This is a genomic window from Dysgonomonas sp. 521, from assembly GCF_010501055.1.
Classification (GTDB): domain Bacteria; phylum Bacteroidota; class Bacteroidia; order Bacteroidales; family Dysgonomonadaceae; genus Dysgonomonas.
This window is the reverse complement of record NZ_QVMO01000001.1, coordinates 107449-133758: the sequence shown is the minus strand read 5'-3', so window position 1 is coordinate 133758 and position 26310 is coordinate 107449. Positions and strand designations below refer to the sequence as shown.

General features: G+C 41.9%; 37 protein-coding genes and 1 pseudogene. 19 read left to right on the top strand and 19 right to left on the bottom strand.

Going from position 1 to position 26310, the window contains the following annotated elements:
* The 12 genes from D0T84_RS00710 to D0T84_RS00655 form a co-directional block, all read left to right on the top strand.
* On the top strand, positions 1–678 hold a 678-nt coding region (locus D0T84_RS00710; RefSeq protein WP_255495100.1), incomplete at its 5' end, for a TraG family conjugative transposon ATPase.
* Between the two features lie 4 nt (positions 679–682).
* On the top strand, positions 683–985 hold the full coding sequence (locus D0T84_RS00705) for a DUF3876 domain-containing protein (protein WP_163304878.1): 303 nt from the start codon (positions 683–685) through the stop codon (positions 983–985).
* A 37-nt stretch (positions 986–1022) separates the two neighbouring features.
* Positions 1023–1643 (top strand): DUF4141 domain-containing protein, encoded by a 621-nt coding sequence (locus D0T84_RS00700; RefSeq protein ID WP_163304876.1) that lies wholly within the window; start codon positions 1023–1025, stop codon positions 1641–1643.
* Positions 1644–1664: 21 nt separating this feature from the next.
* Complete coding sequence (traJ, locus tag D0T84_RS00695; protein ID WP_163304874.1) at positions 1665–2651, top strand: conjugative transposon protein TraJ; 987 nt, start codon at positions 1665–1667, stop codon at positions 2649–2651.
* Positions 2652–2694: 43 nt separating this feature from the next.
* Entirely contained in the window at positions 2695–3318 is a 624-nt protein-coding gene (traK, locus tag D0T84_RS00690; RefSeq protein WP_163304872.1) for a conjugative transposon protein TraK, read from the top strand.
* A gap of 3 nt (positions 3319–3321) precedes the next feature.
* Positions 3322–3597: a TraL conjugative transposon family protein gene (locus D0T84_RS00685; protein ID WP_163177588.1), complete on the top strand. Its 276-nt coding sequence runs from the start codon at positions 3322–3324 to the stop codon at positions 3595–3597.
* On the top strand, positions 3590–4903 hold the full coding sequence (gene traM, locus D0T84_RS00680) for a conjugative transposon protein TraM (protein ID WP_163304870.1): 1314 nt from the start codon (positions 3590–3592) through the stop codon (positions 4901–4903). The genes D0T84_RS00685 and traM overlap by 8 nt, the downstream gene beginning before the upstream one ends.
* Positions 4904–4974: 71 nt before the next feature.
* Positions 4975–5940: a conjugative transposon protein TraN gene (gene traN, locus D0T84_RS00675; protein ID WP_163304868.1), complete on the top strand. Its 966-nt coding sequence runs from the start codon at positions 4975–4977 to the stop codon at positions 5938–5940.
* Between the two features lie 2 nt (positions 5941–5942).
* On the top strand, positions 5943–6596 hold the full coding sequence (locus tag D0T84_RS00670; RefSeq protein ID WP_255495098.1) for a conjugal transfer protein TraO: 654 nt from the start codon (positions 5943–5945) through the stop codon (positions 6594–6596).
* 12 nt (positions 6597–6608) lie between these two features.
* The gene (locus tag D0T84_RS00665) at positions 6609–7118 is read left to right on the top strand and encodes a DUF3872 domain-containing protein (RefSeq protein ID WP_163304865.1); all 510 of its coding nucleotides are present in this window, start codon (positions 6609–6611) and stop codon (positions 7116–7118) included.
* Positions 7119–7181: 63 nt separating this feature from the next.
* Complete coding sequence (locus D0T84_RS00660) at positions 7182–7784, top strand: M23 family metallopeptidase (RefSeq protein ID WP_163304863.1); 603 nt, start codon at positions 7182–7184, stop codon at positions 7782–7784.
* The gene (locus D0T84_RS00655; RefSeq protein ID WP_163304861.1) at positions 7781–8227 is read left to right on the top strand and encodes a PH domain-containing protein; all 447 of its coding nucleotides are present in this window, start codon (positions 7781–7783) and stop codon (positions 8225–8227) included. The genes D0T84_RS00660 and D0T84_RS00655 overlap by 4 nt, the downstream gene beginning before the upstream one ends.
* Positions 8228–8367: 140 nt before the next feature.
* On the opposite strand, the gene D0T84_RS00650 is transcribed toward D0T84_RS00655, so the two are convergent.
* The 10 genes and pseudogenes from D0T84_RS00650 to D0T84_RS00605 all read right to left on the bottom strand — a co-directional run.
* A complete protein-coding gene (locus D0T84_RS00650) occupies positions 8368–8553 on the bottom strand; it encodes an NADH-quinone oxidoreductase subunit F (protein ID WP_163304859.1) in 186 nt (61 codons plus the stop codon).
* 10 nt (positions 8554–8563) lie between these two features.
* Positions 8564–8779, bottom strand: a complete 216-nt coding sequence (locus D0T84_RS00645; RefSeq protein WP_163304857.1) for a DUF3873 family protein — start codon at positions 8777–8779, stop codon at positions 8564–8566.
* Positions 8780–8781: 2 nt separating this feature from the next.
* A complete protein-coding gene (locus tag D0T84_RS00640) occupies positions 8782–9264 on the bottom strand; it encodes a hypothetical protein (RefSeq protein ID WP_163304855.1) in 483 nt (160 codons plus the stop codon).
* 43 nt (positions 9265–9307) lie between these two features.
* Positions 9308–10600 (bottom strand): PcfJ domain-containing protein, encoded by a 1293-nt coding sequence (locus D0T84_RS00635; protein ID WP_163304853.1) that lies wholly within the window; start codon positions 10598–10600, stop codon positions 9308–9310.
* A 10-nt stretch (positions 10601–10610) separates the two neighbouring features.
* The gene (locus D0T84_RS00630; RefSeq protein ID WP_163304851.1) at positions 10611–11021 is read right to left on the bottom strand and encodes a PcfK-like family protein; all 411 of its coding nucleotides are present in this window, start codon (positions 11019–11021) and stop codon (positions 10611–10613) included.
* 46 nt (positions 11022–11067) lie between these two features.
* Positions 11068–12063 (bottom strand): fusion protein, encoded by a 996-nt coding sequence (locus tag D0T84_RS00625; RefSeq protein ID WP_163304849.1) that lies wholly within the window; start codon positions 12061–12063, stop codon positions 11068–11070.
* 650 nt (positions 12064–12713) lie between these two features.
* Positions 12714–13247 (bottom strand): hypothetical protein, encoded by a 534-nt coding sequence (locus D0T84_RS00620; RefSeq protein ID WP_163304847.1) that lies wholly within the window; start codon positions 13245–13247, stop codon positions 12714–12716.
* Positions 13248–13276: 29 nt separating this feature from the next.
* Positions 13277–13714, bottom strand: a complete 438-nt coding sequence (locus tag D0T84_RS00615) for a hypothetical protein (protein WP_255495097.1) — start codon at positions 13712–13714, stop codon at positions 13277–13279.
* On the bottom strand, positions 13704–14213 hold the full coding sequence (locus D0T84_RS00610) for an ORF6N domain-containing protein (protein WP_163304845.1): 510 nt from the start codon (positions 14211–14213) through the stop codon (positions 13704–13706). Before D0T84_RS00610 ends, D0T84_RS00615 begins: the two co-directional genes overlap by 11 nt.
* Before the next feature lie 11 nt (positions 14214–14224).
* A pseudogene (locus tag D0T84_RS00605) lies at positions 14225–14440 on the bottom strand (tyrosine-type recombinase/integrase); the annotation flags it as partial.
* A gap of 301 nt (positions 14441–14741) precedes the next feature.
* Here D0T84_RS00605 and D0T84_RS00600 point away from each other — a divergent pair.
* The 5 genes from D0T84_RS00600 to D0T84_RS00580 all read left to right on the top strand — a co-directional run bounded on the left by D0T84_RS00600 (position 14742) and on the right by D0T84_RS00580 (position 18919).
* Positions 14742–15971, top strand: coding sequence for a site-specific integrase (locus tag D0T84_RS00600; RefSeq protein ID WP_163304843.1), 1230 nt, complete (start codon positions 14742–14744; stop codon positions 15969–15971).
* Between the two features lie 108 nt (positions 15972–16079).
* Complete coding sequence (locus tag D0T84_RS00595; RefSeq protein ID WP_163304841.1) at positions 16080–17378, top strand: site-specific integrase; 1299 nt, start codon at positions 16080–16082, stop codon at positions 17376–17378.
* Positions 17375–17755 carry a virulence RhuM family protein gene (locus tag D0T84_RS00590; RefSeq protein ID WP_163304839.1) on the top strand — a complete coding sequence of 127 codons (381 nt, stop codon included), beginning with the start codon at positions 17375–17377 and terminating at the stop codon, positions 17753–17755. Before D0T84_RS00595 ends, D0T84_RS00590 begins: the two co-directional genes overlap by 4 nt.
* 144 nt (positions 17756–17899) lie before the next feature.
* On the top strand, positions 17900–18478 hold the full coding sequence (locus tag D0T84_RS00585; RefSeq protein ID WP_163304837.1) for a plasmid pRiA4b ORF-3 family protein: 579 nt from the start codon (positions 17900–17902) through the stop codon (positions 18476–18478).
* Positions 18479–18481: 3 nt separating this feature from the next.
* Entirely contained in the window at positions 18482–18919 is a 438-nt protein-coding gene (locus D0T84_RS00580; RefSeq protein WP_163304835.1) for a UPF0158 family protein, read from the top strand.
* Between the two features lie 161 nt (positions 18920–19080).
* Here D0T84_RS00580 and D0T84_RS00575 read toward each other — a convergent pair whose 3' ends face one another.
* The 7 genes from D0T84_RS00575 to D0T84_RS00545 form a co-directional block, all read right to left on the bottom strand.
* Complete coding sequence (locus tag D0T84_RS00575; RefSeq protein WP_370525379.1) at positions 19081–19407, bottom strand: helix-turn-helix domain-containing protein; 327 nt, start codon at positions 19405–19407, stop codon at positions 19081–19083.
* Positions 19382–19660 (bottom strand): helix-turn-helix domain-containing protein, encoded by a 279-nt coding sequence (locus D0T84_RS00570; RefSeq protein WP_163304833.1) that lies wholly within the window; start codon positions 19658–19660, stop codon positions 19382–19384. Before D0T84_RS00570 ends, D0T84_RS00575 begins: the two co-directional genes overlap by 26 nt.
* 2 nt (positions 19661–19662) lie before the next feature.
* Positions 19663–20055 (bottom strand): RteC domain-containing protein, encoded by a 393-nt coding sequence (locus tag D0T84_RS00565; RefSeq protein WP_163304831.1) that lies wholly within the window; start codon positions 20053–20055, stop codon positions 19663–19665.
* Entirely contained in the window at positions 20052–20702 is a 651-nt protein-coding gene (locus tag D0T84_RS00560) for a hypothetical protein (protein WP_163304829.1), read from the bottom strand. The genes D0T84_RS00565 and D0T84_RS00560 overlap by 4 nt, the downstream gene beginning before the upstream one ends.
* 18 nt (positions 20703–20720) lie before the next feature.
* On the bottom strand, positions 20721–21509 hold the full coding sequence (locus D0T84_RS00555) for a ParA family protein (protein ID WP_163304827.1): 789 nt from the start codon (positions 21507–21509) through the stop codon (positions 20721–20723).
* Between the two features lie 62 nt (positions 21510–21571).
* On the bottom strand, positions 21572–21820 hold the full coding sequence (locus tag D0T84_RS00550) for a DUF3408 domain-containing protein (RefSeq protein WP_163304826.1): 249 nt from the start codon (positions 21818–21820) through the stop codon (positions 21572–21574).
* Between the two features lie 29 nt (positions 21821–21849).
* Positions 21850–22350, bottom strand: coding sequence for a DUF3408 domain-containing protein (locus D0T84_RS00545; RefSeq protein ID WP_163304824.1), 501 nt, complete (start codon positions 22348–22350; stop codon positions 21850–21852).
* Positions 22351–22868: 518 nt separating this feature from the next.
* On the opposite strand from D0T84_RS00545, the gene D0T84_RS00540 reads away from it, so the two are divergent.
* Both D0T84_RS00540 and mobB read left to right on the top strand, forming a co-directional pair.
* Entirely contained in the window at positions 22869–23327 is a 459-nt protein-coding gene (locus D0T84_RS00540; protein WP_163304822.1) for a hypothetical protein, read from the top strand.
* Between the two features lie 60 nt (positions 23328–23387).
* Positions 23388–24671 carry a conjugal transfer protein MobB gene (mobB, locus tag D0T84_RS00535; protein WP_163304820.1) on the top strand — a complete coding sequence of 428 codons (1284 nt, stop codon included), beginning with the start codon at positions 23388–23390 and terminating at the stop codon, positions 24669–24671.
* Positions 24672–24860: 189 nt separating this feature from the next.
* Here the strand turns inward: mobB and D0T84_RS00530 are convergent, their stop codons facing one another.
* Positions 24861–25163 (bottom strand): hypothetical protein, encoded by a 303-nt coding sequence (locus D0T84_RS00530; RefSeq protein WP_255495095.1) that lies wholly within the window; start codon positions 25161–25163, stop codon positions 24861–24863.
* 147 nt (positions 25164–25310) lie between these two features.
* The gene (locus D0T84_RS00525) at positions 25311–25589 is read right to left on the bottom strand and encodes a helix-turn-helix domain-containing protein (protein ID WP_185155666.1); all 279 of its coding nucleotides are present in this window, start codon (positions 25587–25589) and stop codon (positions 25311–25313) included.
* Positions 25590–26310: the final 721 nt, after the last annotated feature.

Below are 26310 nucleotides of genomic sequence, written 5' to 3'. Positions count from 1 at the left end.
AGCCGGATACGCTGGAAGGTGTACGTCCGGTTCGGAGGCGAGTGCTTGGAAACCGACCATAGCAATATGATACGGCGCTGGGTGCTTAGCCTACACCATAAAATCCTGTTTCCTGTGGTTACAATCATTATCATGGAAGTTTTCATAAACAAGATGCGCCGTTTGCAGGGTATCCGTAAGATGATATTGATTGAAGAAGCATGGAAAGCGATTGCGAAAGAGGGTATGGCTGAGTATATTAAGTATCTCTTTAAGACTGTTCGTAAGTTCTTCGGCGAAGCTATTGTCGTTACGCAGGAAGTGGACGATATTATCGCTTCTCCCATCGTAAAAGAGAGTATTATCAATAACTCCGACTGCAAAATCCTGTTAGACCAACGCAAATACATGAACAAGTTCGACAGTATTCAGGCGTTGCTCGGACTGACCGAAAAAGAAAAGTCGCAGGTACTCTCTATCAATATGTCTAATGTTCCCAGTCGTAAATACAAGGAAGTGTGGTTCGGTCTGGGTGGTGTTCAATCGGCGGTCTATGCCACAGAAGTTAGTTTGGAAGAGTATTACACATACACAACGGAAGAATCCGAAAAACTGGAAGTGATGCAGCTTGCCGAAAAACTGGATGGTAATATGGAACTGGCGATTAAGCAGATTGCCGAGAGCAAACGACAGGAGTAACGCCATGAAAAGAAAAAGTGATAAGCCGGCTACGGCACTGCAAATACAAATCTCTTTTCCACTTCGTGATATATGTGGGACATGGGAAAGCCTTTGCGGTTCTCCAACTATTAGGATATACCATGACGGTAGTCGATTCCGGTTGCAGTTTATTTACAAACACGATACGGCGTTTACCGTCCCACTCATCCAATGTTGGGGATATACCTTTTTCAATTTCTACGGTATGATACGCATTGCCTACGATAGTGAGCGGGATATGCTTCTGCTCACTACCGAAGGCGAATACAAAAGAGTGTACGATTAAAGTACACAAAATCAATAATCATTAAAAAGTAAAAAGTATGAAACGAATATTTATGTGCCTTGTAGTGGCACTTTCTATGTTTTCTTTTCAGGCGAAAGCACAATGGGTAGTTTCTGACCCAACCAATCTGGTGCAGAATATCATCAGTGCAATACAGGGTACTTCGACGGCATCCAATATGATAAACAACCTGAATGAGAGTATCAAAATCTACAAACAAGGGAAAGAGTATTACGATGCCCTGAAGTCTGTTCACAATTTGGTTAAAGATGCCCGAAAAGTAAAAAAGACTATCGAAATGGTCAGCGAGATTACCAATATCTATGTTACCGGATTTAATAAAATGGTAGGTGATCCCAATTTTACACCGAATGAACTGGCGGCAATCTCGACAGGTTACACCAAACTGTTGGAAGAAGGGGGCGCACTGGTAACGGATTTGAAAAACGTCGTTACCGGAAGCAACGGGCTTTCTTTGTCCGATAAGGAGAGAATGGATGCGATAGACCAGATTTACAACAAAATGTTGGAATATCGTAACCTGACCAAGTATTACACTCAAAAGAGTATATCGGTTTCGTATATCCGTGCCAAAGAAAAGAACGATACGGACAGGGTATTATCTCTTTATGGCAGTCCAGCCGAAAGGTATTGGTAATCAAAATTAAAACAATCAGTTATGAATTTTGATAACCTACATCAGATTCTTGCGAATCTGTACCAAGATATGATACCTCTTTGCAGCAACATGATTGGGGTTGCAAAGGGGTTGGCAGGACTGGGAGCTTTGTTCTATGTGGCTTACAGGGTATGGCAAGCATTGAGCCGTGCAGAACCTATCGACGTGTTTCCGCTTCTTCGCCCGTTTGCAATCGGTCTGTGTATCATATTTTTTCCAACGATAGTTTTAGGAACTATCAATGCGGTTATGAGTCCCATTGTTAAAGGAACAAACGGCATTCTGGAATCCCAGACACTTGATTTGAAAGCCTATCAGCAACAAAAAGACCAATTGGAATACGAAGCACGGGTGCGCGAGGGCAAAGCATGGCTCGTTGATGACGAAGTGTACGACCAAAAAATGAAAGACCTCGGTATTACCGACACGCCCGAAATAATTTGTATGTGGGGCGAAAGGCTTTGGTATGATATTAAAGCATGGTTCCGGGAAGTAATCAGGGATTTCTTTGAGTTGCTGTTCAATGCTTCCGCATTGGTAATAGACACGATACGAACCTTCTTTTTAGTTGTGCTGGCTATACTGGGGCCTATTGCGTTTGCCTTTTCCATTTATGACGGATTTCAGGCAACGCTGACCCAGTGGCTTGCACGCTATATCAGTGTCTATCTGTGGCTGCCTATTTCCGATATTTTTTCTTCTGTTCTTGCACGGATACAGGTATTAATGCTTCAACAGGATATCGCACTGCTGCAAGATCCGAATTATATACCCGACGGTTCAAACGGAGTGTATATCGTATTCCTGATAATCGGCATTATCGGATATTTCACAATTCCGACAGTAGCAGGTTGGGTAATACAAGCTGGAGGAATGGGTGGATATACCGGAGCGGTAAATAAAACAGCAAGTAAAGCGGGCGGTATTGCCGGAGGTGTTGCCGGATCGGTAGCAGGTAATGTCGGAGGTCGCTTGCTTGGTAAGTAAGCGGCGAGCCGCCGCAGGCAATTAACAATTAATCAAAAAAATAATGGAGTTCAAAAGTTTAAAAAATATTGAAACAAGTTTCAAGCAAATAAGGATTATCGCCATTGTGTTTGTCGTATTGTGTGCCGGGATTACCGGATATGCAGTCTGGAACTCATTCAGCTTTGCTGAAGCACAACGGCAGAAAATCTATGTATTGGACGAAGGGAAATCGCTTATGTTGGCTCTCTCGCAGGACTTATCACAAAACCGTCCTGTGGAAGCCCGTGAGCATGTGAAACGGTTCCATGAACTGTTTTTCACGTTATCCCCCGATAAAAGCGCCATTGAATCGAATATCAACAGGGCATTGTTCCTTGTCGATAAAAGTGCATTCAAATATTATCAGGACATGCAAGAGAAAGGCTACTACAACCGAATTATATCGGGGAATATTAATCAGATTATTCAGATTGATTCCGTAGCCTGCAACCTCGATGCTTATCCTTATAAAACTACTGTGTATGCAAAGCAAATGATAATCAGGGCAAGCAACGTAACCGAACGTAGTTTGGTTACACGTTGCGACCTTAGAAACTCTGTCCGGAGCGATAATAATCCGCACGGGTTTATCATGGAACGCTTTGAAATAATCGAAAACAGGGATTTACGAACAATAGACCGATAAGCTATGATAAAGAAGAAACTCACAGCCGTAAGGGACTGGATGGAAGATGGTCTGCGGTCATTGTTGGGACAGATAACGCCCGACGGACGGATTATCATAATCCTTGTAATGCTTTTTGTTTTTGGTGCCGGTTCAATTTACATGACGGTTTCTTCCATATATAATATGGGAAAGAAAAGCGGTCAGGAGATGCAGATAGAACATATCAAACGCTTGGAACTGGAGCATACGCAAAAAGCGGATAGTATAAACCAAATAAACAGATTTGATTATGAGTAATGCAAATGAAGGTAACGAACCGAAACCGGACGTTACAGAAAAAAAGAAAGAGGGAAAGCCCAAAAAGGAACTTACTCCGCAAGAGATTCAGAAGCGGAAAAAGATGCTTGTCTATCCCTTGTTCGTTTTGCTGTTCATCGGGTCAATGTGGCTCATCTTTGCACCTTCGGGCGATAAGGACGAACAGCAACCCGACGGCTTCAACTCCGAACTGCCTATTCCTAAAGATGAAGCAATCGTAGGGGATAAACGGACTGCCTATGAGCAAGAAGCCATGCAAAACAAGCAAAACGAGAAAATGCGGAATTTACAGGACTTCGCTTTTATGCTCGGAGAGGAAGAAAACCGTAAGGCACAGGAAGTAAATACTTCTATCCCGTCCGACAATCAGGAAGTGCCAAGTAATAATCGCACTCCACAAACGGGAATCCAATCGTCGGCTCACGCCTATCAGGATGTAAACCGACAGTTGAATGACTGGTACGAACAGCCAGCAACAAAGGTAGATGACCAAGCGCAGACAGAAATGGAATCCCGCATTCAGGAATTGGAAAAGCAACTGGCTGAAAAATCGGCTGCCGACCAACAGTTGGAACTTATCGAAAAATCCTATGCGATTGCAGCCAAGTATATGCCCAATACGCAGGAACAGGCGCAAACAGCACCGGTAACCGATATACGGGAGAAGGTTGTTCCGAAGCCTGTTTCACAAGTACATCAAAGTGTTGTTTCGCTTTTGGCTGCTCCGATGGAGAATGATGAGTTTTTGGAGCAATACGGTAAACCCCGAAACATGGGATTTATCACGGCTGCCGGAAACGAAGCGGTAACGGATAAAAACAGCATCAGGGCTTCGGTATATCAGACTATTACTCTTTCCAATGGAAAAGAATTGCAACTACGTTTATTAGAACCCATGCGAGCCGGAAATATGCTGATTCCTGCCAATACCATTCTTACAGGAAGTGCAAAGATTGGCGGGGAACGCCTGCACATTACGATTACTTCAATCCAATATGCGGATAATGTGATACCCGTTGAAATGGAAGTGTACGACATGGACGGTATGCAGGGGATTTCTGTTCCGAACTCGGACGAAATAACCGCAATGAAAGAGATTGCAGCTAATATGGGTACGTCGATGGGTAGTAGTATTACCATTACGGACGATGCGGGTTCACAGCTTGCTGCCGATTTGGGGAGAAGCCTGATTCAAGGAACATCACAATTCTTCAGTAAGAAAATGCGTGAGGTAAAAGTTACCCTGAAAGCAGGTTACAAAGTTTTGTTACTCCCGAAAGCATAAGTAAAACAATCAGGGCGAAAGCCCGCCACTAAAAAAATCCAATAGTAATTAACAATTAAAACAATTTTCGTATGAAACGATTTCTTTTAATGATTGCGGTATCCGTATGTGTATTTACCGCCAATGCACAAGAGTTAGAAACACAGAGTGCCGTAAAACAAGAAACAGTAAAAATTTCTTCGCCTTCTACGGGCGATTATTTTGAAGGTCTGACACGACCGCTGACCTTTAACCGGATGATACCTCCGTATGCACTGGAAGTTACTTTCAGCAAAACGGTACATATTATTTTCCCGTCTGCAATCCGCTATGTAGATTTAGGTTCTGCCGACCTGTTGGCAGCCAAAGCAGACGGTGCGGAAAACGTTCTCCGTGTGAAAGCTGCGCTTCGGGATTTCTCCCGTGAAAGCAATCTGGCGGTTATTACTGAAGATGGTGCATACTATACTTTTAATGTAAAATATGCCGATGAGCCTGTAAAATTGAGTGTCGAAATGACCGACTTTATCCACGATGGGGAAGCGGTAAACCGACCAAACAACGCAATGGAGATTTACATGAGGGAGCTGGGAAGCGAATCGCCGTTACTGGTTAAGCTGATAATGAAGTCTATTTACAAAAACGACAATCGGGAAATAAAGCATATCGGCTCTAAGCGCTTCGGTATTCAGTACACACTCAAAGGAATTTACACGCACAATGGCTTGCTTTATTTCCACATGCAACTCAAAAATTCTTCCAATGTGCCCTTTGATGTGGATTACATTACTTTCAAAATAGTTGATAAGAAAGTAGCCAAGCGTACCGCTATTCAGGAACAGGTAATCCTTCCATTGAGGGCACACAATAACCTGACATTGATAGGGGGTAAGAGAACGGAACGGGTGGTGTTTACCTTGCCGAAATTCACGATTCCGGATGATAAGCATCTGATTATTGAACTGAACGAAAAAGAGGGCGGACGGCATCAGTCGTTCGTAGTTGAAAATGCCGACCTCGTGAGAGCCAAAGTAATTAACGAATTGAAAGTTAAATAACCATGAAAAATTCGATTAAGAGAGAGCAGAAGCAAAACTTGTTTTGTATTCTGCCGAACGGGAGAATTTTATCCAAACGGCTATTTTATGTACTAACGTTTGTGTTGTGCCTGGTCTTTGCAGACCAAGCCCACGCACAGCGTTGTTTACCCGGTATGCAAGGCATACAGGTAACTGGCGGAATGGTGGACGGATTTCATTCGTCAGATAATAAAAACGAACTGGGATATTATTTCGGGTTATCTATGGCCACCTATACCAAACATGCCAATAAGTGGGTATTTGGTGCAGAGTTCCTGAATAGATACTACCCCTATAAGGAAGACAGGATACCTGTCAGCCAGTTCACGGCAGAGGGCGGTTATTACCTGAAATTTCTTTCTGACCGTAATAAGGTAGTTCTTTTCTCTTTGGGCGGATCTGCACTCGCCGGATATGAAACAAGCAACTGGGGAGAAAAAACGCTCTTTGACGGTTCCACGCTTCGGGATAAAGACAGCTTTATTTATGGCGGTGCGATTACGTTGGAAATGGAAACCTACCTGAGCGACCGTGTTGTATTTCTTTTGACTGCCCGTGAGCGGGTATTGTGGGGGACATCCACGGGGCATTTCCATACACAGTTCGGAGTGGGGTTAAAGTTTATAATCAATTAATATATGACTACAATGAAAAAGACATTAGCATATTTGCATAATACAGGATGCGCCTCGGCAATTTTAAGCAAGCTTAATTGCACTCGGCTTTCACTGTATTTCTTATACACGCTATTGCTATCGGCAATAGTCTGTGCCTGTAGTGACAATTTGGATGTTCAGCAGGTTTATTCATTTGATCTTGTTACTATGCCCGTCCAGAAAAAAATCGTTCAGGGCGAAAGTGCGGAAATTCGCTGCCAACTGGTAAAAGAAGGCGACTACGACCAAGCAAAATTCTTCATCAGGTATTTCCAAACAGACGGAAAAGGCGAACTAAGACTGGATGATGGCCGTGTATTATTGCCTAACGACCTTTATCCTTTGAAAAAGGAAACGTTCAGGCTTTATTATACTTCTCATTGTACCGACCAACAGGTGATTGATGTATATATCGAAGATAACTTCGGTCAGGTAGCACAAAAAAACTTTAGTTGGCAGAATGACAAAGGGGATGACGAAGATATAGAAGACGAGGAATAAGAGAAGTTGAATAAGTAAAGTACCCGGAGTAATTCGGGTACTTACTGTATTTACAGATTGATTATGAAATATATAATAACGTTCTTCATTGCGTTGCTTCATTTAACTGCATGGGGACAGCCAAACAGAAAATCGGAAATAGCAAAATGTACGGAACAGGCTTATTCGGTAAAAGAATTTCAACGTATAGCCGATTCCATGCAAATGACTATCGAAGAGCTATCCGACTATCCTGTAATTTTCCCGATTAAGAAGCCGTTACGGATTTCTTCAGGCTTCGGAATGCGTTATCATCCTATCTATAAGATACGGAAATTCCATACAGGGATTGATATACCCAAAACGAAAGGCACTCCCGTATATGCTACTGGTAACGGAATAGTAGTTCGTAAGGGGTATTGTTCGGGGTATGGGAACTATATAGAGATTCAGCACGCAGGAGATTTCCGTTCATTTTACGCACACCTGAGCAAGACAGTAGTAAATATCGGGGATTCGGTAAATGTCGCTACACAAATTGCTTGTGTGGGAAACACGGGAGTAGCAACTGGTAGCCATTTACATTATGAAGTCCGAAAAGGGAAACGTTTCCTGAATCCGTCCGGGTGGTGCTACTGCCTGATTGAAATATGGAGCAAACAAATTATAAACGAAAAAACAGCATGAAATTTCTTACCACATATTTACAGCACGGAGAGGAAATAATGTATAGGGCACGGATACATATATTCTTGTTCCTGCAACCTGCCATACTATTGGCTATCGGGTTTATGTGTTATTTTGATGAAATGAAAATAACGCATTATTTAGGAATCACACTTCTGTTCTTAGGATTGGTTTCCCTCGTACAGCGTGTGTTAGTGAAAGTTGGTTCAGTCTATGCCGTAACCAACAAACGAGTTATTATTAAAACGGGAGTAATAAGTCGTAGGACAGTTGAACTGGTACTTGCTAAATGTGAGGGTATTCAGGTGGTACAAGGTATTGCTGGGCGTATCTTCAGTTATGGTTCTATAGTGGTTACTACGGGTGGTGCTACCAACTGCTACTATTATGTTGCCAATCCGTTCCGGTTTAAGAGGGCGATAAATATACAAATTAGTTTTTGATAATTCTAATTTCTATTACAAAAAGCAATCCGAAGCCAATTAAAGGTTTCGGATTGTTTGTTAATCGGCTTTTTGTTACTTTTTCTTCCGCTAATATTCCAGCTCATGGAAAAAGTAACGGGCGAAAAATCGCCCGCCTGTCATTTCTCTTGTTCCTTTTTTTGAAGTTCCTTCAGTTGCTCCAACATATACCGATGATTTTCGCCAACTGTATGCCCCGAAGCCATTTTGTAGGGGCTGTCGGAGCATTCAATACATTGTTGTATAGCAGCTCTAAGGTTGGTAACTTCAATTCTGTTTCCTTCAATGTCCTTTATTGTTGTCATACTCTTTGAATTATAGTTTTTTCTTTTTTAGTAACCATTCGTCCCGCTCTTTTCGGCATTGTTCCAATGATTTGGCAACCGTAGAGAACAATTCTCCGTCCGTGTGGCGGTAGTCGTATTGGTAATATTCCGTACCTCTGAATGCTCCTGCAATAAATGTTGTGTAATTCTCTTTGCCTTGCTCGCATACTGAGCAACCGTTCTTGTTGATTGAGTTTGTTTCCATTACTACTTGGTTATGTGTTGATAATCTTTAATATAATCCTGTTTTTTAAGCCACTCTATTATGTTCTCCATATTGTATTCGGAGGTAATGATTGCCGTATCTCTCGAAAATTGAGTAAAACGGCTACTTTCGTAGTTGTCTATCCACTCTTTGAGGTTTACCGCTCCCCAAGTGCTGTAATTCTGTGTAAACATTCGGTCAATCTCGGCTATTTCTTTGTTGAACTCGACCACGATAGTTTGATATTTGTCATCAATGATTTCGAGGTGATGCAACGAGCCAAATTCATCGTGTAAGCGTGCTGAACTCCAATCGCTTTTATAGGTATGATTACCCCATCTATGTGGGTTATCAAAACGCACTTTAACTTCTGCTGTGTACTCGGTTATCTTGATTTCTTCGATAACGCCTGTTACCATTAAGCCTGTAAAAATGCTCTTACAACGCTTGCCTATAATACTATCGTTTACTTCTGTTGTTTTCATGTCTATTTGAATTTTGTGGGCGGATTGCTCCGCCCGATTATTGTTATGCTGCCAATCGTTGTTCTATGAGTGGCATATTGTTATTTACAAGTGAAAGTATCTGATTATGGTGTTCGGTGTTTTTGTTGCATAAACCCCTGCATTGGATTACTTTCAGTTTGGAAATAGATACCTCTATAGTTTCAATGCGTTTGCCGTCAATGGTTGCTGAAAGAATAAGGGAGTCTTCTTTGGTCGAATAACTACCTACGCAATGGTGCATCGCCTGTCCCTCTGCTACTATCTCCTGTACGCTTTCAAGTACACGGACACTGATACGCCCATCGGAAAATATAAGTCCGAAAAACTTGGCTTTAATCGCTCTAAATTCGGCTTCTTTTTCAAGTTGCTTTTTCAATTCCGCTTGTGCATCGGCTTTGGCTTTCTTCAGCATATATCGGTCATGCTCGGCTTTGAGGTCTGTCGGGCATACATATTTAGCATTATGGAGGTCTTTGCCGAAGAATCGGAGATTGTCTATATAATCGCACCACATCGTTGCATCTTTGATTTTGTAACCGTTTCGGATGCAGATGCGGACAGATTGCCAATACTTGTCGATATTCTTCCAACCGCTGTCCATGATACGCTTTAATAGCTTGGTGTATCCTGTTTTCATAAGTGTTTCGGCTCGGCTGTCAGTCAACAAGGTGCGGAATAGGTCTAACGGTTTCTGTCCGTATAGAGCCTTTTTATAGCCTGTCCTTTTTAGTTCGGGAATTAGCTTCATTCGGGGGTAAACCACGCCTGTAAATATTTTATCATATACATTTATGTAATATTTGTTGTTGCTGTTCTCGCTACGTAATTCCAAATCGGTATGGAATATCCACGCATCATAGTAGCAAGTACCCATTGTCTGACGGAGTTTTGCGAATGTGCAATGCTTTCCGTTGGGAGCAATCCACCGTTGCATAACTTCTGAATAGTCGTATTTAGGCGTTTCTCCGACCTTTACCGAACAGAATAGCATTACAGAACGCAATACTTGATAACCTGCATGGGCGGTTACTACCGTCATGTAGTAACGAGTGTTGAATGTCCGTTTCTTGGTAGTTTCTACCGTTAGTTTGGTGTTACAGTTCGGGCATTTGCATTCCGTTAGGGTGGCAACCAAATATCCTGCTCCTTGCCACGAATGACCGCATTTAGTACAGGTTATCACTCCCTTATCGGTTCTGCGCCCGATATGGTCGATACCGTTTTCATAACCCCATTGAATTTGCTCTTTTGTGAGTTTCGGCAGGGTTTTACTCGCTTCTACTACTTGTCTTTGGAATTTATTCTTCGCTTTCATAGGATAATGCTTAAAAATCAAACAAAGATGGTTGGGGATTTAATACTACTTTCTTGCTCTTTTTGACAGGCTGTGTTATCTTCCTGTATGCTTCGTCCTGTGCCTTTTGTATAGCATCTCGGCGAGCCTGTTCCTTTTCTTCTTCAGTCAGTTCTACTACATGATTTACTACTACATGGGCGTTTATTTGCTTACCGATTTCGATATTATCTTCATCATAATAGTGTACCGCCATTGAATAGATTTCATCGTCTGCAAAACCATTGCAACCGCTTTTCTGTACAGTATTGAGAATATAGATAACACAATCGTCAATATTCTTTTCGGGTTTGCTGTATTGGAATGAGAACAATACATCTGTTTCGGCTCTCTTATCTAAGTATGCCTTAATTGTATTTTTGAAATGATTTGATGCTTTCATACTTTTGGGTGTTGTGGGGCAGAAAGGCTCTGCCCCGTGTTACTACTTAATCCAATCCGAAATAATAGGCTAAACGTTGCTCTTGTGATTTAGGAAAAATCCAACCTGCCAACTTCTTACCATTGAACGTCAATCGACTGTTAAAGCGTCCGCCCATTGCTTTGAGTTCGTCTTTTATGGCTCTCGTTTCTCCGAATACCGCTACCGCTTTGGCTGAATATTCTACCAATGTGCAACCGCTATTAGTTTCTGTTATGGGATTACTATTCTTTGGTGTTGTGTCAGACTTGCTGATATGTATGTTATCTTCGTTCCCTGCGGTGTATGCAAAATCCTCTATCGTGCGTTCACGGTTATATACAGGCTCTTTTTCAATTATCCAACCGCTATACTTGCTTTTTCCCAAGTAATAACCGTCGCCCATGCTGTACTTTTCCCTGTGTTCATAATCCTCGTTAAACTCGGCTAAATAGGCAGTTTCCTCAAAATTGGATGCGTGTTTACGCATTTCGGAAAACAAGTCCCTTTTATGCTTGGAAAAGCCTATGATAACCGTCCGCTGTGTGCTGTATGAGTAGTAGTCAGTATAGCTGTCGCTTTCGTTTTGTCTTAACCGTGCTACGATAACCGCCTGTGCATCTTCGGGAAATATCTCGGCAAAGCGTTTACGTCCGATTTCCTTAACCTGCTCTACTCTGATTTTTTCCTGCTCGGCTTCGGCTTCCTCTGCTTTTTTCTGTTGTTGTGCTTGTTGAAGAAGCATTGCGACCTCGAAGCTGTCCATAAATTCAGGATTTTCACTATCGTAATAATAACCGATACCGAATTTTTCTTTCAATGGTCTGATAATGTCGGCTGTTTGATACTCCTTTGTACGCAGGTTAATCAGTTTGTAAGTAATCCCCCAGTCATTTGTACGGATTTCATAGACTACATACCTGTCGTAACTATAACCCTCCATTTGGATTATTTGATTGACTTCTACCTCTTGTTTGGCTCTGTCAATTTCCTTATTTGCTCCTAATAAAAATACTTTGCTCATAACTCTAAATTTTAAGGGATTATAAAAGCGAGAAAAGAATGAGAATAAACAGGATTATAGCACCTAAACCCACGAAGAAGGAGAGGATACCCCGAATAACAGGAAGAAAGAGATACAAGCCCACTAAAGCCCAAATAAACCCTGTTCCCCACACGGAGCAACCCAAAGCCACGAGAACGATTTTCACAACCAATTTTATGCTAATTGGAAGGTTACTACCTTGTTTCCTATTTTTTACTATACTTCTCATAATTTCTGACTTTTTTTTTATGCCGTATCGGAGCCGGTGTACTGACCTTATGTTTCGGATACGTGAAAAGGTCGGCTGAATCCGCCGAAGACAAATTTTGAGGGAATAAATACGCTCGCCCGTAGGGAAAGAGGAAGATTTTTCAGGCAATAATTTGGCGACAGGATTAGCCGAAATACCTTTGTATCCTGAACATGGGGTCAATAAGTACCCGGTTTGATACTCGCTAATGAGGAAGAAATTATACCGGAGAGAAGTGTAGTAAAAAGGAACTGGGTCGAATACTTTGCGTTTGTTATTATAGAACGCAGCACTTTCTCGGAGATAGAGAAAGCTATAAACATAAAAAAGCCTGCTTCATGTTTCAGAAACAGACTTCGTTATATTTGAACAATGTATGTTATTTGGCTTTTTTCTTACCGTAGCATTTACTACCGTCAGGAGATAAATAGAAATCAAATGTTTCTTCAACGGCTGTTCTGCCTGGAGGAACAAGAGAGTATTTACAACGGACAATAACGGCAAGTACATCATTGGCATTCTGGCTGTCATATCCTCGCAGATTGTCTGGAGTGAGATTTTTAAGAGAATCAATAGTGTTGCTAATTCCCAAAATATCAGCATTGTACTTATCAATATCGCTCTGCTTTTTTACTTTAGCCAATAGCGTCTCACTCATTTTCTTTGCCAACTCGACACGTTTTATTATAAGCTCTTTATCTTTCCTGAACTCGTCAGTAAGATAAGCGATACTGTCGGCAACCGTAACAGTGCCATGCTCATTCATTTCAACAATTTTGAAGTTGAGATTTTCTTTTGTGTCACTACCTTTCAGTAGGTGGTCGGTAATGGTTTTTTCGTAATTACTCTTTGATGAGTTTGAACCGCAGGAAACCAAGAAAACCGCAATTAATAGATAGATTACATTTTTCATGACTATATTTCTGTTTATAAGAGTTTGAATTAATTCAATGTTATTGCAGGGAGTTTTGATGATAGGTTGTACACAATCAAAACATCTGCTTCTTTTTTCGGTTTCGTCCGGGTATATTCGGTTAATGCTTTCATTACCCATTCCCTGAACGCCTGCGCTTCAAACGAAGCTATTCTATAACTGACAAAAATCAATGCTTCCAGATTGTATAAAGTCATTTCACATTGACGACCGCTGTTCTCGTATTTGTGTATTTGCGTAACGTTTTCTTCCCGCAATAAGCCTGATTTGAATATTGACCGCAGGTTATTACCAACCGAGCTAACAAATACGTTGAATAAATCAGCTATCTCATGCTTTGTCATCCACAGGGTGCAATTTACGAGTTTTGCTTCAACAATTAGCTGATTTTCATCATTTTCTTTAATTTTGATATATCCCCGTTCCATAATTATATTATTCTTCATCTTGTTGAACATTAAAACCAATGCGCTTACGGGGCTTGTTTTCCTGTTCCTTTTGTGAAGCAAGTTCCGTAAGAGCCTGATAAATATCGCTGAACTGCATATTGGTTTCGATCATAAACATTTCAAGCTTCTGATTGAGTTCAGCATAACCCAAAGCATACTGACGAAGTGCGATAAACGCTCTTACTATCTGAATATTCATGTCAATCGCTTTTTTACTGTTGAGCAATCCGGCAAGCATCGCTATACCGTGTTCGGTAAAGGCATAGGGCAATTTTCGAGTACCACCCCAACTTGATGTTCCATTTTGGAATATCAAGTCAAATTCTTCATTATTCAGTTGAAACATAAAATCGGAAGGAAACCTGTCAAGGTTTCGCTTTACCGCCTTATTCAGATTAGAAGTGGTTACTTCGTATAGTTCTGCTAAATCTTTGTCGAGGATTACACGTAAGCCTCGAATCTGATAAATTTTGCTTTGAATAACTTGTAGTTCCATGATATTTTAATTTATTGATTTACTGTATTTATCTCTTCATACATTTTCTCTGCACCCTTCATTTTTTTAGCCAAGACTTTCATGTCCTCGCTAATTTTAGAGTTTGTTATTCGGGCATAAATCTGAGTGGTTGAAATATTTGTATGACCAAGCATTTTGCTAACCGTCTCAATAGGAACGCCTTTGGCCAGAGTCGTAGTCGTGGCGAACGTGTGGCGCGCAAGGTGAGTAAAATCATCCCAAGCAAGTAAAAACAGAATAAAGCAGCTTAATTGTAACGTGTTTATAATGAATCGGATTGCCGACATTTGCCGCATTGTTAAAAAGCAGGATAATGTAGAATATTGCGATATTTCGGTTACCAAAACGTTAGCCGGGTTGTTACCGAAATGAATATAGGTAACAGGGTGAAGATTAAAGAAGTCTACACCGCGTATTTTGCTCTGATTCACAGTCTTTTGCATAACAAAGAACGCTTATATAACCCGTAACTTTGCCTTTGGCAAAGTTCACTAAAAAGTAAGCGTTATGAAAGTAGAAAAATTCAAGGTTTTGCTCTACCTGAAAAAAAGCGGGCTCGACAAGTCGGGCAAAGCCCCGATTATGGGACGAATAACTGTAAACCGTTCGATGGCTCAGTTCAGCAGCAAACTATCCTGTACTCCTTCCCTGTGGAATCCACGGGAGAGCCGCCTGGACGGCAAAAGCCGGGAAGCGGTCGAAGTCAACCAGAAAATCGAGAAATTGTTATTAGCAGTTCACTCGGCATTCGATTCATTGGTTGAGCGCAAACAGCCCTTCGATGCCTCTTCTGTCAAAGACCTGTTCCAGGGAAGTCTGGATACCCAAATGACCCTGCTTGCCCTCCTTTCCCGGTATATGGAAGGACTTCGGGCCCGTGTCGGAATCGATGTCGCCCCGACCACGTTGTCAACCTATAAATATACACACCGTTCACTGGGTCAGTTTATCAAAAAGAAGTTCAAAACAAAAGACCTTGCTTTCGGACAGCTGAACGAACAGTTTATCCGGGAGTACCAGGATTTTGTATCAGGAGAATTGGGGTATTCAGTGGATACCTACCGCCATTACCTGGCTATCCTGAAAAAGATGTGTAAGATTGCCTTTAAAGAAGGTGTTTCCGAAAAACTTCATTTCGCCCATTACAAGCTTCCCAAACAGAAAGAAACCACCCCCAAAGCCTTGAGCCGGGAGAGCTTCGAGAAAATACGGGACCTGGATATTCCCCGAAAATGCCCTTCCACCCGTTTCACCCGGGACTTATTTCTTTTTGCCTGTTATACGGGCACTTCTTACGCCGATGTAGTCCGCATAACAAAAGAGAACCTGTTTACAGATGAATCGGGCAGCCTCTGGCTCAAATATGCGAGAAAGAAAACAGACTACCGGGCACGTGTTAAACTATTGCCCGAAGCTATCGCCCTGATTGAGAAATACAGGGATGAAAACAGGGAAACGTTATTTCCGTGGCAGTCGCCGGAAATGGTAAAAGCCAATATGAAAGGCTTGCGTGTTATGGCCGGTATAAAAGAGCCAATGACCTACCATTCAGGGCGGCACTCCTTCGCCAGCCTGATTACGCTCGAAGAGGGCGTGCCCATAGAAACGATCAGCCGGATGCTCGGGCACGGCAATATCCAGACCACCCAAATCTATGCCCGTGTTACTCCGAAGAAGCTATTCGAAGATATGGACAAGCTGATAGAAGCTACTAAAGACCTGAAATTAGTCCTTTAATATCATTAACACTTGATTCTTTTTGAGTCTTTTGTTCATTTTTAATTGGCTCCGCCGATTGCTTCGCAATTCATAATTTTTCATTTATAACTTATAATTCTAAAAAACATGCGCAGTACATTTAAAACATTATTCTATATCAACCGTAATAAAGTAAAGACTAACGGCACGACAGCTATCCTGTGCCGGATCAGTATCGACGGCAAACAAACGGTCCTTACAACAGGTATCTACTGTTCCCCTGACGACTGGAACGCCGGGAAAGGCATTATCAGGACCGAAAGGGAGAATAACCGCCTGACAGCATTCCGTGAACGTGTAGAACATACTTACGAACATATCCTTAAATGTCAGGGAGTAGTCAGCAGCGAGCTGCTTAAAAATACAATCGCCGGGGTAAACTCTGTTCCGTCCATGTTGCTTGAAGCAGGCAAAGTAGAGCTGGAACGCCTTAGGGTACGTTCCATAGAGATAAACTCAAGGTCTACTTACCGGGAATCCCGCCTAGCACAACTGAACCTTCTGGAGTTCCTTCAAAGCAGGGGAATGGAAGACATTGCCTTTACGGATATAGCGGAAGAGTTCGGCGGGTCCTTTAAAACCTATATGAAAACAGTGTATAACCGGAAATCATCCTATATCAACCGGTGCCTGACCTGGCTCAACAGGCTTATCTACATAGCTATTGACCGGGAAGTATTAAGGAGCAACCCTATCGAAGATGTACGCTACGAGAAGAAAGAACCCGCCAGACACCGCTATATCAGCAAGCAGGACTTAAAGCGTATCATGGAAACCCCGATGCAGGATGCACGCCTGGAACTGGTGCGCAGGGCTTTTATCTTTTCATCGTTGACAGGGCTGGCCTATGTGGATATGCACAGGTTGTATCCGCACCACATCGGCAGGACAGCCGAAGGACGGCTCTATATCCGCAAGCAACGGGTAAAGACAAAGGTGGAAGCATTTATACCCCTGCATCCGGTAGCGGAGCAGATACTGATGCTTTACAATACCACAGATGATGCCAAACCGGTATTCCCGCTGCCTGTACGGGATATGATCTGGTATGACATAAACCAGATAGGCATTGCCATGGGACTGAAAGAGAACCTCTCGTACCACCAGAGCCGCCATTCATTCGGGACGCTGGCGCTTTCGTCAGGGCTTTCCATTGAGAGTATCGCCAAGATGATGGGGCACGCGAACATTTCCACCACGCAAGGCTATGCCCAAATCACAGAACAGAAGATATCCGAAGATATGGACAGGCTGATGGCGCGCAGGCTGACCAAGGATAAGAAAACGAAGAAAGTTCCCGATACAACAAAAATCGCGGAAAATATCGGACGGGAAAGACGAAGAAAAACAATGCAAAATAATGCAATCCAAACCGGACAGCCATGAAAAGAGAATTGAAAATCGGCGAGAGCCAATTGATAACCATAACCGGTGAAGGTACAGTAACCGTTCCGGATAAAGTCAGGATGACCATAGATGAGATTGCAGGCCTGTTGGGTATTTACTATCAGGAGGCAAAGAAGTGTATCCGGGCCATTGAGAAATCAGGTGTCGCTCCGGGCGATTACACCCTGTCCGGCACAGTTGAGGGTCTAAATATCTACCCCGACTATTACGGATTGGAGATGATTATTGCTGTTGCTTTCCATGTGCAGTCGGAAAATACACAGGTATTAAGGAAATGGATTGTAAAACATTCGGTTAGTCCAAAGCTGATAGATTTACCGGTATCCATATCCCGGCAATGGCATGAATGGAACTGAACCATATGTTAAATCTATAAAATCAGTAAAGCGAATCGAAAAAGGTTCGCTTTATTGGTCTTATTTATATAATGTAATACATGAATCTCCTGATTTTCCTTTATCTTAGGAGGATAATACCAAACCATAATGAACACATTATCTATGGCATTTCAATTTAAAATCCAACTCAAAGACATAGCCAAGCCTCCCGTATGGCGCAAGGTAAGCGTTCCCGCTGATTTCTCTTTCTTTCAGTTTCATGGAGTCATACAGGTTGTTTTCGGTTGGAATAACACTCATCTTTTTGAATTTAAAGATAAAGAGTATCAAAGTAATCTAAGGATAGGAATTCCGTATGAAGATGACTTTTTCGATCCGGGATTTGCTGCGCAACTGAAAGATGCTGAAGAAATGGAATTGTCCGCCGTTTTTAAGAAAGCGGGAGAGAAACTCTTTTATGTCTATGATTTCGGGGATAGCTGGCTGCATAGTATCACTTTGGAAGCCATCGGCTTCAAGAATGAAAAGGAAGCGGTTTGCCTGTCGGGAAAAGGAGCCTGTCCGCCGGAAGATTGTGGCGGAGTATGGGCATATGAAGAAATGAAAGATATATTTGCAACGGTTCCCGGCAGTGAAGCTGCCGTAGAGTACAGGGACTGGCTGGGGCTCGATGAAGAGGAAACCTGGGATGCCCACCTTTTCAATTTGGATGCGGTCAATACAAACCTGAAATTACTCTGACAAATGGACTATCCGCAGGAAATAATAAAAAGCATAGCCGGAGAGATTGGCATGGGGATGATTTGTTTCCTGAATGTCGATACGATTGAGACCGGCAGTGTTCCGTGCGAATCCTATGATACTTATTGCAACGGGGGGCCGGACGACATTTATCGGGAGGTATATGACAAAATCGACCAGTGGGAGCATTGTATTCGTATAGAGCCTTTGGGGGCCCGGGAATTTTTTAAAATCATGGAAGACTTTATAGAAGATGTTATTCCTGCGAGTGACATATTCAAAGATATTCTAAGTATGTCCATATACGGAAGACATCCTTTTCACAATTTCAAGTTTCTGGTAGAGACCAGCCCGTATCGTCAGGATTGGTTTGCTTTTAAACAACAGCAACTGGAAATATATGTCCGTAACTTCCTGGAGAGCGAATCCGAAGAAGAATAGTTTAAAATAGGACACTAACGGCAGGCTATCCCCGGTGATAACCTGCCGTCTATTTATACAGTTATATTAATGCACAAAAGTTATTTCCGCTTATGGCTTGTCAGCCGTTTGGAGGGGCTGCAAGCCCGCAGAATGGAATAACTTTTACGGCAAATGACCTGTCAGGCTGTGCTGTCCCGGTATCCATCCTCCAGCAGTTTAAGTATATCCGACTGGCGGTAGAGTATCTTCCCCGAAATCTGTATATAGCCGATAACTCCCTTATCCCGCCAGTCCTGGAGAGTGCGTAGGCTTAATCCGAGTAATTTGCCGACATCCCTGTTGGTCAGGAATTTTTCTCCGTTCAGGCTCGGGGTACAATTCTCAAAGGCTTTACTTATGGTTTCCAACAGCTGGTCCAGCGTTTTGGTGAACAACATGATTTCCGGTGATTTCCTATCCAGTATTTCCATTTTTATATTCTTATCCGTTTTTGATTGTTGATTCATTTATTAGTTTTTCCACATCCGGTACCTTGTAATAACATTTATAGTTTATCTGCGAGAAAGGCAGTTTACCCGTGTCACGGTAGTACTGCAAGGTTCGTTTCGAAATCTGTAAAAGCCTGCATACTTCTTCGTTACCAAGCCACTTTTCGTCCGTTTCATTGTCTTTACACAGTTCCTTCACCTGCCGGGTAAAAGCTTCGAATTGCAGCTTCATCTGTTCGAAGCTTCTCTTTTCAATAGCTATTATCTCCATGATTATTTCCTCTTTTTCTTAAAAATACCGTTATCCATATCCTCCATCCGCTGGTCTAACTTGTCTTTCAACTCATTAAGGAAATGGGTCCGGCTGTTGGTTCTCATGCGTATCGAGCGGAATGTATCGTAAAAATCCGGCACGGGAAACGAGAGCATTTCACTCAGGCAGTTGATTGCCTCCTGTATATCTATCTCCCCGTCATTGAAACACTTGGCTTCCAGTAGGCCGTAAGCCAGTTCTACAAAATCGCATTTCGAACCCGACCAGTAGAGCTTAGTCTCCGGCTTGCTCCCGTCTACGGACAGGAAAAACGTGTGAAGGCTTTTAATCAATGATTTCAGTTTTATAAACTGGCTCCCGGTCATAGTAATTGGATTGTTTTTAGTATTCATCTGCGTATAAATTTTGATAAGTTATTAGGTATGGTTACAGAAGATGTGTTTCCATTCTCTTCCACTTCATTGGCTTTGCGCAGGATAGCTGCCGCACGGTTCTCCGCTCCGTCAACCTGTTTTATAAATTGGTTGTATAAGTCCGTTCCCTGTGCTTTGAGTATAGTACCGGCGACCTGTATTTGTTCATCTTTTGTTACAGGTTTTCCTTGCAGGGTTTTAGCCAGCAACCCGAATTCATCTACCGTGAAAGACTGACCTTTAGCGTGGACAACATCTGTTCTGTCATTACCGGCATACAGGATAATATCATCTTCCGAACTGACAGGCCCTTCATATCCCGACAATGGATTTTTCTCTTTCTCCAAATCCATGCTGTGGACAGGCGTATTTTCTTCTGTTTCTGTTTTTTTCTCTTCCGCTCTGTCCTGTTTCGGCTCTTGTTCTTTTTTGTTATAAAAAACGGTTTTCGACTGACCGATAACACTAGGTAATTTATCCCTGTCTTTTCCCTGTTCATTAGATTGTTTGCTGCTGTTTTTTTTCTGATAATTCTTATCAAACCAGTCCTTAAATTCCAGCCACAGGTTCAGCCCTGCCATAAACAGGCAGGCGACAGCCAGTAACGCCATTTTAAATTTTTCCATTTTTTATATCGTTTTTTGTTATTCGGGTTGGGATATAATCGTGATTATTTCATCGACCAGCAAATCCAGGTTGCTTCCTTTCAACAGGGGCTTATCCGGCGGGAATATGGTGGACAGGAACAGGTAGTCATTTCCTTCGATAGATTGCTCCTTATCATAGCGCACGCTTTTAGGGATACGGGTCTGCATAATGGGGATACCCAGTTCCATGATTGCTTTTTGGTAATAGTCGAATAGTTCCTTTTTCTCCCTGCCGGTGATTTTATTCCAGAACGGATAGAGCCCTTTCAATTTCACATTGCCCTGATTGACTATCATGGTTTCATTGACCAATATGATAAAGGGCAGGGTGCTTTCCATATTGATGCGGGAGGTAGTTATAGGGACAAACAGGTAATCCATTGCAAAGTAAGTCTGTACGATATTTTCATTATTGACTGTCCCGGGAAGGTCGAACAACACAACATCATAGGATTGTTCTTCTGCCGACAGGAACTCCATTGCCTGTATCAGTCCCGTTTCGGGCTGTGCGGGAACTATCGGATAGGTCGGTTTGCCCAGTTTGGCGAAAAATACTTCCGCCTTATTCCCATAGAAGGGACTACTCCCGGTTTGCTCCGCCTCCCGTTGGCGCATCTTGTAAATGCTCCATTGCGGATAGTCGCAATCGATAACGGCGACATTGTAGTTCTTTACATAATGTAAAAAACTGGCCACAAGTGTTGTAAACACGGATTTACCGGCTCCGCCTTTCTGTGTACAGATTGAGATGTACAAAGGCTGTTTGTTCTGATGGGTTGAATTCATAATCGTTTAATTTTTAATTAGTTATTATTTTATTCTTCATTCTTTATTTTTCATTTTCCATTTTATCTGATTGGTTTTCTTGCTTTTAGTACATACAACGTATTGATTTCTTCTTTATAGGTTTCAAAATGACGTTGTAACACATTCTCAATAAATCCGCTGACCGTCAGGCGGGCATCTCCGATAGTGTGGACAATCTGCTTAATGGTTTCATTGGTTTCTTTTTCGATATAAATTCCCTGCCGGCTTTCCAGTTCGTTGCGGTTCAGGAAGTTTCTCGTATAATCAATAATTCGTTCGTCTGTTGTCATATCGTTTTTGTTAGATGGTTATTATTTTTTTATTTGATTGGTTTTCTGATATTCTCTTCAAAAATGCGGTTTATCTCATCGCCATACAGTTCAATATGGTGTTTGATAATATTGTCTACCAGACCGCTGACGCTTAGTCGCTCGGAGCGGATAGCACGAACCAGGGTTTGCAGAACTTCATAATTTTCCTTGTCGATATATAAGCCCTGCCGGTTGCTCAACTCATTACGGGCAAGAAATATATTTTCATAGTCGATAGCGGTCGCCTGTCCTTTCCGGCGTTTAGGTTGTTCTTTTGTTTTAGGCTCTCCTGTATTTTCAGATTCTGCATGGATAGGATTATCATTCTCCGGCACCATATTATTTGCTTCATCGCTTATAGGCAGATATGCAGATGAGCGTGTATTGTTACCTGCAATGGCGATATTGCGGATAAAAGCACCGGGGTTTATCTTCACTCCTGCTTTTGAGCTGGCATCCGTTGATATATCCTGTCCGTCATTTTTGCTCTTGTTCTTTTCTTTATCCATGCGTAATTGGGTTTAATCGGTTATTCATATTTTTATTTATTCTTATCGGCTTTTCTGGTTATTTCAATACAGGCTTATCTACCCAATTGAAATACTGCTTTTTTGCAATTCCCCTGCAAATAAAAACCAAATAAGTATAGCTTGTATCACTACAGCACCGTGTGGCAGCCTTTGTCCGGCTATGTCCGGGTATTTGTTGATTTACAGTCGAATATAAATGGCGAACTTTGTGAAAAGAAGATGCCGGAAGCATACTGAAATATCTGACAACAGCTATCCGGCAACGGAAACACCCGAAATGTTTCGGATGCTATTCTCGATTTTAATGAGTAACCGTCCCGGCTACAGCCAATGTCCGCCTATGCAGGCGGATTTTATTGTCGATAGACAATAGCAAGTTGTGCTTTTGTCAACAGAAAAATACTTTTCCTGTCCTCCAAAAGCCAACTTGCTCCGGCCTGAGCCGGAGGACGGTTCGCCAAAGTTGAACCTTTTAGAAACCAAAAACTACAATGAACATGAATGTTGAAAATGGGGAGCAAGCTCCCAAAAGACAAGAAAATGAGAAAAAACGGGGCCGGGGCCGCCCCACAAAGGAAGATGTGAAAAATTACAGGCATATGTTTCGCCTGAATGATGCTGACAACAAACGATTGCTTGCTATGTACAGGCAGTCGGGAAAGAAATCAATGTCCGGATTCCTGGCGGAAAAGATACTGAATCACAAGCTAAAAGTTATCGAAATCAATAAAACGGCGATTGATTTTGTAATGTTATTAAGTCAGTTCTTCGCTCAATTCAGGGGAGTAAAGAATAATTACAACCGGCTTTTTACTGTCCTGAATCGAAATTCAGGCGAAGAAAAAGCCCGTTTGATGATGAAGGTTTTGGAAAAATCAACCCTTGAATTTATACAAACCATGAAAGATTTTGAAGAAATGGTAACCAAGCTCAGAGAACAAATATCCAATTTTTAGTTTTTCATTTTTAATTGACTCCGCTTCGCTATGTCGAACGCTGTTTCTTCATTTAATCAAATGGTTGCCAAAATAAGTTCGGGAAAATCGGTTTTCGGGGTACTGGCGTATAACAAAATCAAAGTGGATGATAATACAGCCGGAGTATTGTACAGTCAAAAGATATTCGATTCGATTGACGGGAAGTTCTCCATTCGGGATTGCATGGACTCGTTTTATCCATATTTAGCTATGAATAGCCGGACGAAGAATGTTGTCTTCCATGCCTCGATTAATCCCGACCCCAAAGACAGGCTACCGGATGAACAGCTATCTATTTTGTGTCGGGAGTATATGGAAAAAATGGGCTATGGTGGCCAACCCTATATTGTTGTCAAACATTCCGACATTGACAGGACACATGCCCATATTATATCCTTGCGTATAGATGAGAACGGCAGGAAAATACCCGATACCTTTGAAAACAGGCGGTCTATGGCTATCTGTCGGGAGCTGGAACTCAGACACAAGCTGCATATCCCTACAAAGAAAGAACAGCGGGAAGACCAAGCTCCGACAATGAAAATAGACTATAAAGCAGGTGATTTAAAGCATCAGGTAGGCAATATCACTAAGTCCATAATAGCCAATTATAATTTCCAATCATTAGGAGAATACCGCACTTTGCTGGAAATGTTTAATGTAACGGTCGAGGAAGTTAAGGGTGAATATAAAGAAAAACCTTATCGGGGATTGGTTTATTCGGTATTGGATGAGAATGGAGAAAAGGTTTCCAAGCCCTTCAAATCATCGTTATTCGGCAAATCGGTCAATATGGAAGCACTGCAAAAGCATTTTGAAAAGTCGAAAATAGCAATTGATACTACGGATATAAAAGACAGATTAAAACAGAAAGTCTCCGAATCCATGAAGCATAACCGTAGTATGGACGATTTTAAACAGTCGTTATTGCAGTCAGGCATAGGTTGTGTGTTCCGGCAGAATGAACAGGGACGGATATATGGAGCGACTTTTATCGACTATCAAAATCGAACCATCCTCAACGGTTCACGCTTAGGCAAAGAATTTTCGGCAAATGTCTTTAACGACCTGTTCCAAGATTCTCCCACGAGAAACATGGAACCCACGGCAGAAAAGCAAATCTTCCAACAAACGGATCGCTCCAACCGATTTACTGAATCCTCCGGAGTTCAGCCACCCGTTGGCGACGATAGCTTTAATGTAGGTGTCGGACTGTTTGAACAACACGGGACTGATTATGAAAATGAAAGCTTTGTCCGGCAGAAAGAGCAGGAAGAGAAACTTCGGCTGGTGAAAAAGAAAAGACGGGGACGGAGTATGTAATAAATATATACAGTCAGGTAATTGTCTACTGTGCAATGTATAAATAGCAAATGCTGTTATTGCGATAACAGGATATATTGATTTCCGATGAAACAAAATTTCCCCTCTTGAACGAAGACCCTCATGTGTTTTGTGAAGGGCCATTCGTTAAAAAGGAAAAATTTTATTGTTGGGGCTCGTCTGTTTGTCTTAGTTTGCCGTATCATCCTGGGATGACTCCTTGTCTTTCAGCAATTCCATTAAACCGGCGAGGTCTTCCCGGATAGAGGTTTGCGCTATGCACTTTTCATAAATCTCATCGAGGACTTCCTGCATGGCCTTTATGACATCCGCATCCATCATCTGATGCAGATAAGCGGAGCGCATAAGCTCATTTTCTTTAACCTGCTCCATTATGGACGGGAAGAATCCCCTGAGCAGGCCAATGGTCGTTACTGCCATTTCAGGTGCTACTTCAATGGTTACCTCTTTCTTCTTAAATTCTTTTTTCATACGGTGTTTTTGTTTTAGTGCTTGTATGAAATAAAGATAGTAATTATTGAGTAAACAGGTATAAAAAAGCCCTCCTGTAATAATACAAGAGGGCTTACCGGTGAAAAAAGAAAACATTATTGGCCGCAAACAGCCGTTTATAAGTCCTCACGGACTTTCTTTATCTATATACTGCCGGATAAACTTCTCTACTTCGGATTCCAGATAGAACGTTTTGCTCCCAATCTGTATGAAGGGTAATATCCCCGAGCTGCGGTAACGTTGCAGGCTGCGTTTGCTCAGGTGAAGCAGCAGACACAAATCCTGATTGTCGAGCAGGGTTTCCCCGTTCAGGCGGTTTTTGGCTTTCATCAGCTTTCTGAGTTCTTCCAGCAGCTTTAGGATTTTATCCATGCTTTCGTCGAATTTATTGTCGTTTATTTCCATTCTGATCTGTATATCGTATATCATTTAGACACAGGCAAAGTTCCGCAATATTTATCATTCCGGTTGGCAGGCTGCTACAACTATTTTTGAAAATAATCCGCAACAGTCTGTATCCCTACCAATTACCTGACCATATTCCAGGGTCTGCTCATGCAAAAAATATCCGTATACCTGCCTGTTTTCCGGTAGAATGAGAGATAAATCGAGTTCGGATATAAGTAAAGGGTATTGAAGTTTTCGTAAAACAGGTAGATTCTTATGCTGTATTAATAGTATATTACTGATAATAAAGCAAATAAACAACAGCAAGAATGATGTCGCATAAATATTTTCAGAGCAAGAATATTTAACTGAAAAAGGGAAAAAGTAGTCTGCAAAGGAAAAATATCAAAAATGGCAGGCTCCCGATTTTTATTTTCCGGACATTTTGTATGTTGCTTATCTGTAGTATATTAGTATTGTTTTCGTTCGGTATCGAAAATATACTTTCCTAGATTTGCCTGCATGGATGTATCGGGAACAAAAGAAAAGCGTGAATCGCTTTACCTTTATATTGTAGAGGCACTGGTATGCCCGGATAAAATAAAAGCTGCAATCCACGCCTTATGCTTACGCGACGCGAATTCCAACTCCTTATTCTTCTTTATCCTAAAAAATTACCAGTTTTCTACAAAGAGAGAATCAGAGTGGATTCTGATATGTCTGTACTAATCTTGTATGC

Bases quoted from the DNA above. Each gene is read 5' to 3' on its own strand.
- D0T84_RS00580 (WP_163304835.1), top strand. From the start codon at position 18,482: ATGGACTATCCGCAGGAAATAATAAAAAGCATAGCCGGAGAGATTGGC.
- D0T84_RS00640 (WP_163304855.1), bottom strand. From the start codon at position 9,264: ATGAAAACAACAGAAGTAAACGATAGTATTATAGGCAAGCGTTGTAAG.
- D0T84_RS00700 (WP_163304876.1), top strand. From the start codon at position 1,023: ATGAAACGAATATTTATGTGCCTTGTAGTGGCACTTTCTATGTTTTCT.
- traK (WP_163304872.1), top strand. From the start codon at position 2,695: ATGGAGTTCAAAAGTTTAAAAAATATTGAAACAAGTTTCAAGCAAATA.
- D0T84_RS00570 (WP_163304833.1), bottom strand. From the start codon at position 19,660: ATGGAGATAATAGCTATTGAAAAGAGAAGCTTCGAACAGATGAAGCTG.
- D0T84_RS00615 (WP_255495097.1), bottom strand. From the start codon at position 13,714: ATGAAGAATAATATAATTATGGAACGGGGATATATCAAAATTAAAGAA.
- D0T84_RS00645 (WP_163304857.1), bottom strand. From the start codon at position 8,779: ATGGAAACAAACTCAATCAACAAGAACGGTTGCTCAGTATGCGAGCAA.
- D0T84_RS00600 (WP_163304843.1), top strand. From the start codon at position 14,742: ATGAAAGTAGAAAAATTCAAGGTTTTGCTCTACCTGAAAAAAAGCGGG.
- D0T84_RS00660 (WP_163304863.1), top strand. From the start codon at position 7,182: ATGAAATATATAATAACGTTCTTCATTGCGTTGCTTCATTTAACTGCA.
- D0T84_RS00545 (WP_163304824.1), bottom strand. From the start codon at position 22,350: ATGGATAAAGAAAAGAACAAGAGCAAAAATGACGGACAGGATATATCA.
- D0T84_RS00550 (WP_163304826.1), bottom strand. From the start codon at position 21,820: ATGACAACAGACGAACGAATTATTGATTATACGAGAAACTTCCTGAAC.
- D0T84_RS00705 (WP_163304878.1), top strand. From the start codon at position 683: ATGAAAAGAAAAAGTGATAAGCCGGCTACGGCACTGCAAATACAAATC.
- D0T84_RS00650 (WP_163304859.1), bottom strand. From the start codon at position 8,553: ATGACAACAATAAAGGACATTGAAGGAAACAGAATTGAAGTTACCAAC.
- D0T84_RS00610 (WP_163304845.1), bottom strand. From the start codon at position 14,213: ATGGAACTACAAGTTATTCAAAGCAAAATTTATCAGATTCGAGGCTTA.
- D0T84_RS00565 (WP_163304831.1), bottom strand. From the start codon at position 20,055: ATGAATACTAAAAACAATCCAATTACTATGACCGGGAGCCAGTTTATA.
- D0T84_RS00620 (WP_163304847.1), bottom strand. From the start codon at position 13,247: ATGAAAAATGTAATCTATCTATTAATTGCGGTTTTCTTGGTTTCCTGC.
- D0T84_RS00585 (WP_163304837.1), top strand. From the start codon at position 17,900: ATGGCATTTCAATTTAAAATCCAACTCAAAGACATAGCCAAGCCTCCC.
- traJ (WP_163304874.1), top strand. From the start codon at position 1,665: ATGAATTTTGATAACCTACATCAGATTCTTGCGAATCTGTACCAAGAT.
- D0T84_RS00595 (WP_163304841.1), top strand. From the start codon at position 16,080: ATGCGCAGTACATTTAAAACATTATTCTATATCAACCGTAATAAAGTA.
- D0T84_RS00530 (WP_255495095.1), bottom strand. From the start codon at position 25,163: ATGAAAAAAGAATTTAAGAAGAAAGAGGTAACCATTGAAGTAGCACCT.
- D0T84_RS00525 (WP_185155666.1), bottom strand. From the start codon at position 25,589: ATGGAAATAAACGACAATAAATTCGACGAAAGCATGGATAAAATCCTA.
- D0T84_RS00540 (WP_163304822.1), top strand. From the start codon at position 22,869: ATGAATGTTGAAAATGGGGAGCAAGCTCCCAAAAGACAAGAAAATGAG.
- D0T84_RS00635 (WP_163304853.1), bottom strand. From the start codon at position 10,600: ATGAAAGCGAAGAATAAATTCCAAAGACAAGTAGTAGAAGCGAGTAAA.
- D0T84_RS00685 (WP_163177588.1), top strand. From the start codon at position 3,322: ATGATAAAGAAGAAACTCACAGCCGTAAGGGACTGGATGGAAGATGGT.
- D0T84_RS00555 (WP_163304827.1), bottom strand. From the start codon at position 21,509: ATGAATTCAACCCATCAGAACAAACAGCCTTTGTACATCTCAATCTGT.
- D0T84_RS00665 (WP_163304865.1), top strand. From the start codon at position 6,609: ATGAAAAAGACATTAGCATATTTGCATAATACAGGATGCGCCTCGGCA.
- traN (WP_163304868.1), top strand. From the start codon at position 4,975: ATGAAACGATTTCTTTTAATGATTGCGGTATCCGTATGTGTATTTACC.
- D0T84_RS00590 (WP_163304839.1), top strand. From the start codon at position 17,375: ATGAAAAGAGAATTGAAAATCGGCGAGAGCCAATTGATAACCATAACC.
- D0T84_RS00560 (WP_163304829.1), bottom strand. From the start codon at position 20,702: ATGGAAAAATTTAAAATGGCGTTACTGGCTGTCGCCTGCCTGTTTATG.
- D0T84_RS00625 (WP_163304849.1), bottom strand. From the start codon at position 12,063: ATGAGCAAAGTATTTTTATTAGGAGCAAATAAGGAAATTGACAGAGCC.
- D0T84_RS00575 (WP_370525379.1), bottom strand. From the start codon at position 19,407: ATGAATCAACAATCAAAAACGGATAAGAATATAAAAATGGAAATACTG.
- D0T84_RS00670 (WP_255495098.1), top strand. From the start codon at position 5,943: ATGAAAAATTCGATTAAGAGAGAGCAGAAGCAAAACTTGTTTTGTATT.
- D0T84_RS00630 (WP_163304851.1), bottom strand. From the start codon at position 11,021: ATGAAAGCATCAAATCATTTCAAAAATACAATTAAGGCATACTTAGAT.
- traM (WP_163304870.1), top strand. From the start codon at position 3,590: ATGAGTAATGCAAATGAAGGTAACGAACCGAAACCGGACGTTACAGAA.
- mobB (WP_163304820.1), top strand. From the start codon at position 23,388: ATGGTTGCCAAAATAAGTTCGGGAAAATCGGTTTTCGGGGTACTGGCG.
- D0T84_RS00655 (WP_163304861.1), top strand. From the start codon at position 7,781: ATGAAATTTCTTACCACATATTTACAGCACGGAGAGGAAATAATGTAT.